The organism is bacterium (assembly GCA_041648665.1).
Taxonomy (GTDB): domain Bacteria; phylum UBA10199; class UBA10199; order 2-02-FULL-44-16; family JAAZCA01; genus JAFGMW01.
The window spans coordinates 16551-30858 of record JBAZOP010000003.1; the positions used below are offsets into that span (position 1 = coordinate 16551).

18 protein-coding genes are annotated in these 14308 nt (G+C 62.0%); 6 read left to right on the top strand and 12 right to left on the bottom strand.

The genetic code is table 11. The features are described from left to right. Positions 1–2: 2 nt before the first annotated feature. The 12 genes from WC683_02225 to WC683_02280 all read right to left on the bottom strand — a co-directional run bounded on the left by WC683_02225 (position 3) and on the right by WC683_02280 (position 9813). A complete protein-coding gene (locus WC683_02225) occupies positions 3–1310 on the bottom strand; it encodes a hypothetical protein (GenBank protein MFA4971401.1) in 1308 nt (435 codons plus the stop codon). A gap of 49 nt (positions 1311–1359) precedes the next feature. Next, positions 1360–1770: a hypothetical protein gene (locus tag WC683_02230; GenBank protein ID MFA4971402.1), complete on the bottom strand. Its 411-nt coding sequence runs from the start codon at positions 1768–1770 to the stop codon at positions 1360–1362. Positions 1771–1977: 207 nt separating this feature from the next. After that, positions 1978–2793, bottom strand: a complete 816-nt coding sequence (locus tag WC683_02235; protein MFA4971403.1) for a hypothetical protein — start codon at positions 2791–2793, stop codon at positions 1978–1980. Between the two features lie 3 nt (positions 2794–2796). After that, the gene (locus WC683_02240) at positions 2797–5208 is read right to left on the bottom strand and encodes a hypothetical protein (protein ID MFA4971404.1); all 2412 of its coding nucleotides are present in this window, start codon (positions 5206–5208) and stop codon (positions 2797–2799) included. Positions 5209–5360: 152 nt separating this feature from the next. Beyond that, positions 5361–5813 (bottom strand): hypothetical protein, encoded by a 453-nt coding sequence (locus WC683_02245; GenBank protein ID MFA4971405.1) that lies wholly within the window; start codon positions 5811–5813, stop codon positions 5361–5363. Continuing rightward, entirely contained in the window at positions 5806–6453 is a 648-nt protein-coding gene (locus WC683_02250) for a hypothetical protein (protein MFA4971406.1), read from the bottom strand. Before WC683_02250 ends, WC683_02245 begins: the two co-directional genes overlap by 8 nt. A gap of 42 nt (positions 6454–6495) precedes the next feature. Beyond that, positions 6496–6822 carry a hypothetical protein gene (locus tag WC683_02255; GenBank protein MFA4971407.1) on the bottom strand — a complete coding sequence of 109 codons (327 nt, stop codon included), beginning with the start codon at positions 6820–6822 and terminating at the stop codon, positions 6496–6498. A gap of 180 nt (positions 6823–7002) precedes the next feature. Continuing rightward, complete coding sequence (locus WC683_02260; GenBank protein ID MFA4971408.1) at positions 7003–7209, bottom strand: hypothetical protein; 207 nt, start codon at positions 7207–7209, stop codon at positions 7003–7005. Between the two features lie 6 nt (positions 7210–7215). Continuing rightward, positions 7216–7788 (bottom strand): NlpC/P60 family protein, encoded by a 573-nt coding sequence (locus WC683_02265; protein ID MFA4971409.1) that lies wholly within the window; start codon positions 7786–7788, stop codon positions 7216–7218. After that, on the bottom strand, positions 7785–8075 hold the full coding sequence (locus WC683_02270; protein MFA4971410.1) for a hypothetical protein: 291 nt from the start codon (positions 8073–8075) through the stop codon (positions 7785–7787). The genes WC683_02265 and WC683_02270 overlap by 4 nt, the downstream gene beginning before the upstream one ends. Positions 8076–8098: 23 nt before the next feature. After that, complete coding sequence (locus tag WC683_02275; GenBank protein ID MFA4971411.1) at positions 8099–8536, bottom strand: sigma factor; 438 nt, start codon at positions 8534–8536, stop codon at positions 8099–8101. 545 nt (positions 8537–9081) lie between these two features. After that, complete coding sequence (locus tag WC683_02280) at positions 9082–9813, bottom strand: GIY-YIG nuclease family protein (protein MFA4971412.1); 732 nt, start codon at positions 9811–9813, stop codon at positions 9082–9084. 307 nt (positions 9814–10120) lie between these two features. On the opposite strand from WC683_02280, the gene WC683_02285 reads away from it, so the two are divergent. The 6 genes from WC683_02285 (at position 10121) to WC683_02310 (ending at position 14298) form a co-directional block, all read left to right on the top strand. Beyond that, entirely contained in the window at positions 10121–11194 is a 1074-nt protein-coding gene (locus WC683_02285) for a hypothetical protein (GenBank protein MFA4971413.1), read from the top strand. Positions 11195–11820: 626 nt separating this feature from the next. Then, a complete protein-coding gene (locus WC683_02290; protein ID MFA4971414.1) occupies positions 11821–13245 on the top strand; it encodes an AAA family ATPase in 1425 nt (474 codons plus the stop codon). A 12-nt stretch (positions 13246–13257) separates the two neighbouring features. Continuing rightward, complete coding sequence (locus WC683_02295; GenBank protein MFA4971415.1) at positions 13258–13536, top strand: hypothetical protein; 279 nt, start codon at positions 13258–13260, stop codon at positions 13534–13536. A gap of 42 nt (positions 13537–13578) precedes the next feature. Then, positions 13579–13824 carry a hypothetical protein gene (locus WC683_02300; GenBank protein MFA4971416.1) on the top strand — a complete coding sequence of 82 codons (246 nt, stop codon included), beginning with the start codon at positions 13579–13581 and terminating at the stop codon, positions 13822–13824. Continuing rightward, positions 13824–13964, top strand: coding sequence for a hypothetical protein (locus WC683_02305; protein ID MFA4971417.1), 141 nt, complete (start codon positions 13824–13826; stop codon positions 13962–13964). The genes WC683_02300 and WC683_02305 overlap by 1 nt, the downstream gene beginning before the upstream one ends. A 7-nt stretch (positions 13965–13971) precedes the next feature. Then, on the top strand, positions 13972–14298 hold the full coding sequence (locus WC683_02310) for a hypothetical protein (protein MFA4971418.1): 327 nt from the start codon (positions 13972–13974) through the stop codon (positions 14296–14298). Positions 14299–14308: the final 10 nt, after the last annotated feature.

Here is a 14308-nt window from a genome sequence, read left to right on the forward strand (position 1 = left end):
TTCTACTCCGTGTACTTGTCCCACAGCAGCTTGCCGATGAGCCCGACGAGCGCGAAGCCGCCGACGATCTTGGCCTTCGCGATCAGCTTGGCCCGCTCGATTTCGTCCAGGCTGAACAGGTTCGTGAACACGCCCTCCATGACGCAGGCTTCGGCGTCATCCTGTCCGAATGCGGATAGGCCTATCGGCACCAAGCGTTTCGGGTTGCGCTTGATGATGGTCCCCGTGGGGCCTCGCCTGGGCGCGACTAGCGAAGCGGCAGCTTGCAGCCCGAGAACCTTTCCGGACAGCCCTTCGAGCGCGCCCTTGGTGCATTCAGTCTTCCAGCGTTCGGCGAGCACGGTGCGCACGACTTCGCGCTGAATCACCTCGGCCTGGAACTCGTGGGCCGGGCCGCTGCTGATGACAGCGCGGCTGCACCCTGGTTCGGGTGACTGATCCTTCACGGCGACCCCAAGCGTGATGAAGTTGCCGATGGCCTCGGCGCGCGTGACGCCGTAGGGCGCGCGAAACATCGCCTTGTGCGGGCACCCCTGCCACGCCGGGTACGGCTCCGTCCAGTACGTGCCCTGCTCGTCGGTATTGTAGCCAACGGGCCAGCTCTCCCGCGCCCCTTCCTCGACGAACAGTGCGGCTGGGTACAGAGACCCTTCGGGCCGATAGTCGCCAACGTCCTGCTTGACCAGCGAGATCAGCTTCGTGGCGGCTTCCGTGGTGGATGCGTAGGCATCACCCGGCACCACCTGCGAGTGCGACACGACCATGCACTGCTTGCCCTTGGCCGCTTCGGCGGCAAAGGCCCTGATGTTGTCGAAGTCAGCGTCGCGTACGAAGTCTTGCACCAGCGCGCCATCGATTCGCTCGTTGAACTGACGCGCGCGCGCCATGTCCACCAGCTTCGTGTCCCACGACGCGTGCATGCCGTCGCAGTAGTACACGAAGTCCACGAGCGCGCGATCCGCCGGGTTCGCAAGGATCTCGCTCACCGCGCCGCACCCGGCTGAAAAACCCATGATGCCCACGCGACCGATGGTGTAGCCCTTCGGGATCCTCAGAACTCCCGACGACCCGAGCACCCGCTTCTTCAGCCAAGGAGCGACGAACAGCCCGCCGTTCTCATCCTTGAACGACTTGACGGCAGCTTTGTAGTGTCCGCTGCCAACCATGCCGCTCGTAGCGGGAAGCGGCACTTCGGTGACGATCGGCGTGGGGGCGTTGCCCACGCTGTACATCCACAGCGTCTCAAGCCAGTCGCCCATCAGCGGCTTCGCCGAGTAGGCCGTGATCAGCACGTCGATGTACTTCGCCATGCCGCCCATTGTACGCGCAGACTCCGAAACGCCCAAATGGGGCGAGGTGTTACACCTTCTCGGGATCAGGACGCTTCGGAGGGACTTCGACCACGAAGCCGTCCGGGCATTTCTCGGGATTCACCGGGTGTTTCGGCTCAACGTGCAGGCTGTGCCAGTGCTCCTGGATCTTGCCGTCCATGAATGGCGTACCGTCCCACTGCCCGGCGATCTGCTTTCGCAGTTCATCGATTTTCTCGCACAGGACGTTCTGCGTGTGCTCGAAGTCCCGGCCCATCGCGTTCCAGAGGCGGTACCAGTAATCGCGCTGGTCCGACAGGTCGCACATCGCCTTGTTCAAACGAAGCATACGGGCGCGAAGCTCGGTCAGCTCCTTCACCATCGCAGGCACGTCGTCGAGCCTGCCAGCGAGCGCAGAGTAGGCGAGACCGATGCGCTGTGCGAAGACCTTGACGTTCACCAGCTGTTCTCCTTTTTGGGCGCGCACCATTTGAGGTGCGTCTCGGCAACGACAGATGCCGCTGCCATCCCGCCGTGCTTGCCGCAGCGGGCCACGATGATTCCGCATTTGCGGCAGAACACCCCATCGGGGGTTTCCTCTGTACAACGAGGCCCCCCGGTCGGCTCATCCTCCCCATGGGTGCACTTGTAGATTTCCAAGCCGCACCTACGCCTTCGCCGGTTCTTCCGGAGACGCCTCCGCCACAAGCTCCTCGTCCTTCTCGAAAGGGTTCTTCCCCTCGAACATCCGCCTGAGCTGCTTGTGTCGGAGAAAGACAAGCTGCGAAAAATCCTTCGAGTCGTCTTCCAGCTCGATACGGAAGCACGGGCACGGGACATCCTTGCGCGCCCTTGCGGCCACCGTCTCTCCCCAGTGTTCGCTCAGCTGCGAAGGCTCGATGGTTTCGATCCACTCCATCTTGTAGAGCTTCGTTCCGATGACCACGCTCACCCACGCGCCTATCTGCTGCGGAAAATGGACATAACCGTGCAGCGGCACGATGCTCATGGGAGCTTGGTACGGTATCCCATCGTCGTCCTTCGGTTCCACGATCATGAGAGCGCGCCTAACGGCACCCTCTTCGTCGAGCGGCCCATCGAGAAGCAGCCGAATTTCATGATCGCAGAAGTTCACAAACACGACGGCTTTGACGGTATCGGGTAGCCACTGGAGAAGCGCGTGTCGCTCATCAACCGGGTTGTCCCTGTGCGACTCCTTCGCCGGTTCTTCAGCAGCCGCTCCGTACCTTCGCTCCTCTGTCTCACAAGGGCACGGGAACACCACGGCGTCGAACGCCTCGCTTGCCTGAAGCCATGCCGACAGCCTGTGGCGGGTCCTTCTGTCGAGCTTGCCGATGGTGCGCATGATGTCGAACTCGTCCAGAATGATCGTGGCCCGACGCTCCTCCGCAGACCCTGGCATGTCCTCTGTGGGGATCGAAATGGTTTCTTCGGCAGGCCCATCGAAAATACCGTTGCCCATCACCTACTCCTTAGCCGGCTCTTCCGGAGCCGCCTCCGCCTCGGGCTCCTTCTGCTGCTTGGCGATGAATTCCGCCTGCACCTTCATGAGCACGCGCCACACGTCGTCCAGGTAGCGCTTGCCCTTGCCGGTTGCCAGGACAGTCCCGCTGGTCGCCGGGTCACTGCGCAGGCTCGCGACAAACCTGTCCTTCTCGATGACCTGGGGAATCATCACGACGGTGCTCTCGCCGTTCTGCTCGATGAATGTCTTGACCAACACCTCGGGCGGCACCCTGTGAGAGCACGCCTCCTTGATCGTATTCACGAGCCCAGCAACCTGCTCGCGGTTGATCCCTGGGATCCAGTCGAACGAGGACCACGGCTCCTTCTTCGGCGCGACGTTCTGCTTGGCCGCGGGCTGCGACACGGGGGTGTCTGCCGCAACGGCCTGAGCCGCCGTCACAGGCCCCTGCGGAGCCTGTTCGATGACCACTGGCGGCGGGTACTGGGGCTGCTGCACGGGCTGCTGCGGGGCCTGCCGCATCGGCTGCTGCGTGATGGACGGCTGCGTCATCGGGTTGAACGGGACCGGAGGCATGCCGGGACTGCGCGACGACATGCGGTTGTGCTCGTCTGCGCTCACCTGCGGCCCCGGCAGGTTGTCGAACGAAGACTGCACGGCTGGCCCCTCGCTGTCGGCGAACTGCACCCGGTGCACACGCCTGGGCGGAGGCAGCATCTGACGAGCCTGCTGCACGGGAGGCACCTGCTGCACCTGCACCTGCTGCACAGGAGGACTACCCTTCTGGAGCAAGTCCTTGATCTGTGGGATCAGCGTGTCGGCCTGGGAGATGGCCATGAGGATGGCCTTCTGATACCAAGGCGCGTTCGCCGCAGCCGCCGCCATCGCGGCCTCTTCTGGAGTCGGCCCGCCTTCCTTCTCGTCTGTCGCGATCCCGAGCGCAACGGCGGTCTCCCGAAGCTCCTGCACCTTGTTCAGAAGCGGCTTGTTCTGCTCCGCGAGGTGGGCGTTGACGAGCTGCGCCTTGCTCTGGAGATCCGCCACCGTCGCGGCAAGCTGGTTCTGAAGCGCGCGCACCTCGAATCCGTGCGCCGCATCGAGCGTCGTCTTGGTGTTCGTCTCGACCGCCTCGCGCATACGCGTTTCGCGATCGTGACTGCGCTGGATGTCGTCGAGCCGCTGTTGCCCGATGCGCTGCGCTTCTTCCATCGACCGCTTGTGCTCTTCGCGAAGGTAGCGCTCACGCCGATCGAAGTCGTCCTTCAGCTCGCGCTCCCGGCGTTCGATGATCGTATCCTTGTCGCGCATGCGATCTTCAAGTGAAGCAACACGGGTCTGCATCTCGGACCGAACGCGCTCGACCTCGCGCTCCTTCTCTCTCTTCTCGATCTCGATCAGCCGCTCGAACTCCCGCTGCCTCATCTCCATCTCGCGTGCGTGCTGCTCCTGCACCGCGCGCATGTCATCGGAGTTCGCCCCGCCGCGCACCGACGAGTTGATCAGCGCAACGGCCTTGACCATCTCGACCATGTCGTTGGGCTTCTGGCCGATCTCGGCGATCTGCCTGCGCATCTCCATCATCTCGGCTTGCTTGGCTTCGAGCTGACGTTCCAGAAGCGCAACTTGCTGCTGCGCCATCTCCTTGGTCGAGTCGATCGCGCGCTCCTGCTGACGACCCATCACGCTGAAGACCGTATCGGGCAAGCCCTGCTGAGCCTGCTGCGGCCTGTTTGCCATGCGCTCTGCGAAGCTCAGAAATGGCGCGTAGTCTTGCGGCTGCTGTTGCTGCGGCATCTGCATGCGCATGCCCGCGCCTCCGTAGGGGCTGCCACCACCCGGGAACGTGAACACCATAGGTCCCTCACTACTCTCGCTGTCTGCGATCGGAAGGCTCTGCATGTTGGGATCGACAGGTACGGAGAACTCCGCAACGGCAACATCCACCAGCGCGGGAGGCCCGCCCATGTTCGAGCTGTCACCTTGCTCCATCACGCCGTAGACCCGGTACTTGTACCCGCCGTAGAGCCGCAAGAACTCCTGCGTGCCGATCATCATGTTGTGCATGCCGACGATACCGGAAACGCGCTGGCGCTGCCCCGTGCCGGGATCGAGATGCCACTCGGGCTCGATGCGCTGTACGCGCAGCTTGCCGACCTTCCGGAGATCCGGGTACGCGCTGTACATCGTCTCAAGAGATGGGAACTTCGGCACGTTCATGCCGCCGCGGCGACGGCTGATCTCGGCACGCCGCTCGACATCCTCCATCGGCGCGCGCGACTCGGGAAGCGATCCCATGTCGATCCCGCCCATCGGATCGTACGAAGTAGCAGCAGGACCGCCTGATCGACGGCGCGCGGGGAACGGGAGTTCGGGCAGCGGCTGTTCTTCAGCCGTCGTGGGTTCGTCGGCCATGAGCTACCTCACCTGTCGCAGACATCGGCCTGTACGCCGTTGGTTTTGATAGCTCATCGAGCTTGGCGAATCCGTCATCGAAGCCGTGTTGCAGATATCGGCCTGCGCGCCATTGGTTTCGATCGCTACGGGATCGTCGGCCATGATCCACCTCAGTTTGGTTCAGGCTCGTCGGGCTCTTCTTCGATGACGAGATCCTTGACACCCTCGATGACAGATTCACCAAGCTCGATGAGATCGGCGAGCTGCGCAGCGATCGGAAGCCCCTGCTTCTTGGACTCCGCATGCTGCGCCTTGAAAATCTCAACGGCCTTCTCGACGAAGGCGAGGATCTTGTCGGCGTCTTCCTGTTCGAGCTGGCTCGCGCCTTCGGCCTCTTCGAGATCCGCGATCGCGTCTTCGTGGCGCACAACGGCGGCGGCGCACACTCGCACGTCTTCGGCCAGCATCTTGAGGTTCGGCAGAAGATCATCCTGGATGAAGTCGTGCAGATCGCGAGACCCCTCGTCGGTCTTCACGTCGTTGTCGATCTTCTTCGCGAGCTTGTCGAGATTCTCCAGCACCATGTCGATCTTCAGCACATCGCCTTCGGTCTCGTCACTCATCGGTCACCTCTTGGAACTCATCCTTGTCGAGAACCTTCTTGCCCGCTTCCACATCTTCCTTCGTCTTGAACATGCGGTAGCCCTTGATCTTGCGCGGAGCCTCGCGATCGCCAGAGCCCGCGCCCTCGACGATGACGCGCGCCTTGCCGATCTCGATCTTCTCCGCGTCGATCGCGTCCAGCACGTTCGTCGCCGCGGGATCAGGCGGATCGCGGAACTCGCAATCGAAGATGGCCGAGTCCTTCAGACACATCGCTGCGCCATTGATACCGCGAAGCGCTTCGACGGTGCAGAACCGCTCGATGAGCGCAAGGTCGGGAATGTCCGGGCTGATCACGCGCTGCCTCTTGTAGAAGCGGCACTTACCGAGCCGGGTCAACCGGCCCTTCTTTGGATCTGGCTCTTGTTCCAGACACGAGAACGTTTGCGGGCACAGCGGAGGAGGAAGTGCCTGAGAGAAGGTCCACGGCGGATCCTTCTCGATCGGCATACCGTCCGGTCCGTCTCGGTACTCGGGCTGCGCAGGCCGGAATTGCTCGAAGATGCTGCCGCCGGGAGTCGGGCTTCCGGTTTCAGTCTCCTCTTCGTCGGCTTGTTCTGCTAGTGTCTCGTCCTGTTCGATCGTGGGGTCATCAGCCATGACGCACGTTGTCGCAGGAAACGCACAGCGTGTCAACGACGATTAGGGGGTGCCTGTTTTCCCGGAGGTTGCGGATATCGGCCCGCACGCCGTTGGTTGATCGCCATGATCCTCGTTGATACGTCGCACGATACCTGCGAGTTGCGGATATCGGCCCGCACGCCGTTGGTTCTTGAGGCGCAGTATCCTCTTCGGGCGATAGCCGCAGCACAGATCGCACACGAGGAACGAGGGTTCCTTCACGGTCGAGCCCTTCAGATAGGGACCAGCGTAGAGCGTGGGGACGACGCGCCCGCACCACATGCACGGGCGATCGGGCACAACGTCGAAAGGTTCCCACTGCACGGGGATTTTGGGCCAGTGGCTCATGATGGGCCAGATGGTATCGCAGGGTCGTATAGTTGGCAAGGGGATGTGATGACAAATAGAGGACGCGCGGCACCAAGTGAGGGGGGGAGGACTCGGTCTGCCGCGCGCCAGATTTCGGCCCAAGGTCGCGATGCGTCTTCGTGGGCCTGAACGGTAGGGTATGCGCAACGGCCCCGCCCGTCAACTGTCGTCCACTTCCCACGTCCGAACAATGGTGCTGCCGCAGGGGCAGTCCCGGTACTCCATCGCTTCGCCCCAGTCGAATACCGTGTAGCCGACCAAGTGGAGCTTCTGCCACTGGGCTTCGGTGTAGAGCTTGCCGCACGGGCACCGCTTGGGCATCGGGTCCAGGAGCTTGCCGAGGCGGATTGCGGGTGTCGTTGCCATCTTCGATCAGCCAAAGCGTCCGAGCGAGAACCCGGCTGTCCCCGCACGACGCCCCTCCGCGATGTCGGCAAGCGAGCAGAACCCCAGAAATCTCGTATCTACGCGGTGATCCGGGACTCGTTTGACAACCGCTCCGCGCTCCTGCGCGACCTCCGGGCTTGTCACGTCCACGTCGCCGTTCTGCGCGCCAATGCACGCTGCTCGCCCTTCGGGCGGGTACCACTTCTCGACCAGCATGATGTGGACGGCCTTCTGTGCGCTTCCGAAGAGGGCAACGTCCCCTGGGGTGGGCTCCACAACCTGCGGAAGAGCATGCCAGATCGCGTTCGAGTTCATCTCCATCTCGAACCCGGCAGCGCGCGCGCAGTCGATGATGAGCCCCGAGCAGTCCAGGCCCCACGAGCTTACGCCCGCGTGCCCTCCGCCCCACTGGTAGAGCGTCCCAGCCTTCACATGCTCATCGGCGCGAGCAAGCATTGCCTTGCGCCACGGGGCCAGATTGGAGGCTCCCACGCGGCTCGCGTACACGATCGCTACGATGGCTGCGATGCCGAGAGCCCACGGAAGCGCGGGGTTCATCCTTGTCTTCCGCCTAGATACAAGTTCATGTCGCCGTGCTCACCGTGCAGCCGGTACGGCATCTTGCCCTCCGCGATGAGCTTCATCCTCCAGATCGCCAACCACAGCAGCACGCCGACGAAGCCGACGACGACTACGCCCACAATGGCCTTGGTCGCCGTGGAGGTCTCCTTCGCGCAACGGGGCTGGCCGTTCAGGTAGTACAAGGACTGCCCGGGTGGGCAGCTGGCCTGGGCGACCGTAGGCGGGTCCGCGCTGAGAGAGTGGGGGCGGGTAACCTGGATCATGCTGCCATCCTACCTCAACCGTCTCAAGCCACCAACTTGAGCCGCGCCCTGAACAGCCGGTTCTTGGTGGTCGAGTCGTTGGCCGCATCGGTCCCAAGCACGGCATCGACGATGGCGCTCCGATCCACAACGGGCATGGCGTCAACCTGCTTCAACACGCTAAGCAGTCTCGCCCGCGCCTCGATGAGGCTGTCGATGGTGCAGCTGGTCTCGAACTCGGGGACCACAACGGCGGCATGTCGGCAGCGGTCCCGCTTCACTTCGAGGCACTTCATGATGACGATGTGGTGCAGCCACGTGCTGACCTTGCACCTGCCATCGAAGGGAGCCGTGAGCGCCTTGATGAACGCCCACTGCACAATGTCCTCCGCATCCTCGCGGCTGGCCATGATGCGCTGCGCGGCAGCGACGAGCCGCGCCCGGTGCGCCCTGCATTCCCGATCCAACGCCTGCCTGTCCATCGGACAACCGATGGTAAGCACGCGCCGCGCCGCTTGCAAGAGTCGCCGCGCGCATGGATACATGATCGAGCGTTCCGACGTTCCTACGATCCATATCCTCTCATACGAGGTCGCGTCAGCGTTGTGGTAAATGCAAGCTCAACCCAAGCGCCTTCCGATCTCGCAGGCGAGGATCATGCTTTAGCGTTCTGGGTGAAGCAGAGGCTTCGATCCAACCATCCCGCTGAAGCGGCGTCCTCCCCTTCCGATGCCATCCTCTCGGAACGAGGATACACATATCACCAACTGATCCAGATCCCGATTCGAGGAAACACCTCGGTCTCATCCAAACGTTCGTACCCTACGGGCACTCACTGGGAACACGAAGCGTTATGGCGAATCGGGAAATACGCCACGACGTAAGGTAGATCCCTATTAGGCCAGAAAATGGATGGGGTCCACAAGTGAAAAGTGAACGTAGCGTGCCACGATTTCAAAATAGGTAGCATAATGTGAGCGCTATACACACAAAGCGCGCGACGGATTGGTTGATAGCTGGAAGCGTTCTAGTCGGGCTCGATCGCGATGGGATCGACGGGGCCTCGGCGCAAGGCTTCGGTCAATAGAACGGGCGCGAATTTATCGATCGCCACGTCCATCCCAATACCGATGCAGGCGTATCCAGGGAGCCATACGTCCGACTGGTTGAACCCGAACTTGATTTGCAACTGCTTGGACGTGAGCGACTTGCAGTGGCTGATGAAGTTCAGAACGTTCGTTCCTATCGACGGAGATATGACGAGTTCGACCATGTTTCTGGTCACCGCTCCGGAATTGATGAGAACGCTGTCTGGTCTTTGTTGTCGGACGATGCTTCTGATGAGTTCCTTGTGCTCCATCTCGAAGACTGTAGGAGGCTTTGCTCGCCAGCAAATCCACAACGGGTTGTAGTAGAACGACGCTCTTTCGGAGTTGACGAGGTTCGACATGTCCGATGGATCCGGGCATCGTCGATAGAAAATCGTCCAGTCGTACGGCTCCTCTGGCGTAAATCCACTTCGTTTCAAAAGAGCAATGATCTCTGGCCCGGGAGCAAACCACTCTCCTCTGATTCTGTAGTGCGCAAAAACACGATGGAATTTGTGCTCCGTTTCAACGCCACCGGCAATGACTCCGACGACATTCAACTCCCATGGACACCCGGTCTGTATCTCGTTCTGACGGCTTTTCGCCGTTCCTGTTGTCGTCCCGATTTTGATTGGTCCACCCCCGGGAATTTGCATGAAGTAAACGCTCATAATGGCATGGTAGCCACGCATTAGGAGCATCTCAAGCTATCTCTCTCTACTCTGAGTGACACGTAACGTAGTGCCACGCATCGCCACGCATTCAACCTGATGTGCGTGATGTCACGGACAGAAAATCATCGGTAAACAGGCTCGAAATGATTGACTGAACGGGCGTGGCTGCGTATCGTAGACGGTCCAGGCACAACGAGCGGGAGATAGTTGCAATGGCTACTGCAAGGTCAACGTGTCTCGACAGAAAGCCGCAAAAACATCCATGGGACGAGGGAGGTGAGGCTCCTGCCCGTGGGTGGCGTCGATGACCCCCGATCGTCTTGAGCTAGCCGTCCAGGTCATACGTCGTCTCAACCCCCATCCAGGCCGCTTCGCCTGCTACGTCCACCAGCGCAACCAGTACGTTCAGGTTCGCCGCGCCCCCACCGATCAAGAGGTGGTCGAGCACATACGCGGGCGTCGCCTGCTCGGAGCCGTGAGCGCAGACGACCAGGGGATGACGACAGCCGTGGGGCTGGATCTGGACGCACACGTGTCCGGTCAGCGCCCGTTGGCTGCGGCCAAGCGCTTCGTGCAAGCGTGTCAGGTGTTCGACATCCCGGTGCTCGTGCACACCAGCAAGAGCGCCAAGGGCTGCCACGTCCGCACGCTGTTCAACAAGGAGACGCCCAGCTGGATGGCGCGAGCGATGTACGTCGCCCTCGCCGTCTCGTCCGACCTGAACCAGGACAGCGCCTGCGACAAGGTATGGCCACCGTCACATGGCTATGGGGTGCTCGCTCTGCCGTACCAGGGGCGGTACGCGGTGCAGAACGGCGGCACCATCGCTCTGAACCCGAACACGTGGCTCCCGTACCCGCAGGACGTGCAGCTCGACGTTGTGACCGAAGCCCGGGAGATGGACACCGACGACATCGAGGGGGTGCTGCGCACCTTCGGTATCAACACCGAACGGCAGGCGAAGCTGCTGGCAGGAGCGGCCTTGAGCGGCCCCACGGAGCCGTCGTGCCGCGATGGGACAGATGGCGGCGTGCAGGAGATGATCAACCACTGCGCCGCCGTGAAGCGGCTGGAGGAGGAGGCTGGGACCGTCCCGTACGTTTTCTGGTTCGGGATGATGACCAACTTCCGCCCCTTCGCAAACGGCAGGGAGCTGTTCGAGGCGTATTGTGAGCTTGACCCAAAGCGTCACGATCCAAGGGCGCTAGACCGGATGTGGAAGGCGATCACGGGGAGGCCTAGGATCTGCCTTCACCTTGACCCTCAGTGGACATGTCCGCTTCAGGGCAGGTGTCCCGCGAATGCCCCAGCCGGGTTGCCGTTCGCGGTCAAGAGAGCGCAGAAGAAGCGGGAGCAGGGCGACAAGAGCGAGGGGTAATCATTCTCGGGAAGGGAGCAGGCAGAAATGGCCAAAGGGAGACGTGTCAGCGCACATAGCGACACAGGCGTAGGGCACAAATCGACACAGACGGCAGAAGGTGGCTCACAAGGTGCCGAAAGTGGTGCCAAACTGTTCGATGGTCAGGCACAGTTTGTCACTGATGACATTTCTGAGCCAACAAATGAGCCACCTGTGCCTATCCAGTCGGATTCTGGTGACAATGTTGGCCAATCTGAGCCAGAAGTGACAAATGGGCCAGAATCGACTGAGCCAGTGGCACGCAGGTACAAGGACTGGGTGTCGGGTCCTCTGATTTGCCCCAAATGCGGCCTGAACGAGCGCGCCTTCGGTATGAGGTGGTGCCGGGCCTGTAGAGCTGCTTACATGCGCGCAAACAGGCCAAAATACTCGGAATTGTCCGAAGAAGAGCGCCGACGTAGTTGCTGTAGGTCATATACACACACGTTGATCAAGAGGGGCCAGTTGCAGAGGGAACCGTGTATTCGCTGCGGGTCTCCGTACGCGCAAGCCCACCATCCTGACTACTCGGATCCAAGGAACATCGTTTGGATGTGCCGGGAATGTCACCTGCTTCTGCACGGAGTTTTGTTTGGAGGCCACCTATGAGCGCAGACGATGCTGAATTTCCGGAGCCGGTAGACGAATCGATCAAGGAAGCAGACGAGCCGTCTCGGCGCATGCCCGGCGACGACTCGGAGGAACCTGCTGCGTTTCCGAGCCCTCGCGAGAGCAAGCGCCCGCCGCCGATGCCAGCGTTCGTGCAGGGCGTGGATGACGAGGACCGCATGGACCCGCCCGCGACGTTCGTCCCCAACTCGGAGAAGATCCGGCAGATGGTCGAGGACAAGGCGAGCCCGGTGCGCGCGGGGGCCGACTACCCCATCGAGCGCAACTTCCCCAAGTGGAGGTCGGCCACAGACCTGAAGCGAGAGGCCAGCAAGCCCATCAACTGGCAGGTTTCCAATCTCTGGACCGAGCGGGCGAAGATTCTGCTGGCAGCAGAACAAAAGTCTGGAAAGACGTGGATCGTCTGCCATGCTGGAATATGCGTAGCAGCTGGTCGTCCGCTGTTCGGACACGACCGCTTCCGCATCCTGAAGGGAGGGCCCGTGGGCATCGTTGCGGGCGAGGACGACCCGGGCGAGATCGGGCGGCGCATGGACCGGATGTGCCGCGCCATGGGGCTTCTGATGTCGGACTTGCCGATCCACTTCCTCGAAGGCCATGGGATGCGCCTGAACCGCCAGCGGGATCAGGAGATGATGAAGTCGGCGGTGCGGTCGCTCGGCCTGAAGCTCATCATCTACGACCCGTTGGCGAGGCTCATGGACGGTGACGAGAACAGCAAGGAAGTCGTCTCGGCGCTGCTCAACCCCGCCAGCCAGCTCGCTCTGGACGAGGACGTGTCCGTGATGGTGGTGCACCACTTGGGCAAGCAGAACAACGAGAACCCCCGCACATCCATCGCGCGCGTGCGCGGCAGCTCCGACATCACGTCGTGGTTCAGCTGCGGTCTGTTCCTGTCGGGGCAGATGCGCGGCGGCAAGCTCGACGTGGAGGTTGTACAGCGCACGAGCGGCAACGTGCCCAACGAGTTCCCGGTCCATGTCCGCGAGGACCAGGACACGAGCGTGTACGGCCTGGGGACGATGCGGCTGGAGGCAGACCTGTCCGCGCACGAGCAGGACCAACATGGGCGCAATCAGGCGTTGATCGAGGAAGCTGCGCGTGAGATCCTCCTCCTGGTGCGAGGCAAGGCCGCTCACGGCGTGACGCTGTCCGAGATCCAGGTCCACCTGGGCTACGGGCGCGCGCTGACAAACGCGGCGGTGAAGAAGCTGGTGCGCGAGGAAGGCGCGATCGGGTTCGAGGACGCGGACGACATCCCGGAGAAGAAGGTGCTCATGCCGCGGATGCAGCGCAGGCCAGTTGCGGAGCGGCCCGCCCCGGATCCCAAGAAGGAACGGGACGACGATGATGACGACTTCGACCCGCCCGATGGGCAGGGCGAGTTGCCGATCAACTGAGGGAGGGAAGCAATGACGAAGCTGACAGACATCGAGGAACGCGTGTTGCCGGTCTCACTGGCCCAGCTGAACGGCAGGGTCACGATAGCGATCATTCTCGCTGAGCACGAGCCCAACCCGGAGAACCAGCGACTCGCGTGGGCATCGGTCTCAGCCATCGAGGAAGAGATCGCGCTTCACAAAGACGCGAGCGAGCAGGAGCGCAACATCGGCAGGCGCGGCGCAATCGAGGCGGCGATCAAGGCCGAATTGTACGGTCGCGCGAAGCACCTGTCGGACACGATGGGGTGAAAAATGTCCTGGCACTCCCCATCGAAGAAAGGCGGAAGGAAGATGGCAGACAAGCCGAAGCTCGACACGCGAGAAGCTCGACAGCTCACAAGCCGGGAGTGCTGCAAGATTCTGGGCGGCACGATCGGTGTCCTGGCGCAGATGGCGAGCCTTGAAGACGTGCGTACAGCGGTCCGGTGGTGGGCGGAGACAGAAGAGGTCTGGACTGCGTACGCGCTCGGAGCGCCCGCGGTCGATGCAGCAACTCAGGACGCCATCGCGAAGGTCCGAGGTTCCGGAGACAGCTGATGACCCTGGAGTTCGCCAAGTTCGAGTTCAAGCTCCAGGACTTCTGGGTCGGCGTGTTCTGGAAGCGACGCGGCGAGTGGCTGGACGTGTGGATCTGTTTTCTCCCCTGCCTACCGCTTCACCTCGTCCTTCGCGTATAATCTCCGCATGTTCATCGTCCAGCGCGACCCCTACCCTACTCGCCCGCTCTTCCACCATGCTGCGACCAGGGAGCCCGTGTTCGCCCCGAACCCGTGGTATCACCCCGGGTTGCATGGGCTCGGGCTCATGATCGTCCAGGACGACGCAGGCCGCACCACGGGCATCATCAGGAAGTTCGAGAGCCCATACCACGCGTACCGGCACTACAACCCGGGCTTCCATGGGCTGGGCGAGATGGACACGAGCACCAAGATGCTCATCGGGTGCGGGGTCGCGCTTTGTACCTTGATTTTCGGCCTCGCTGTCATGGAAGGCGCGTACGGCAAGCGGTAGCCCGTTGACA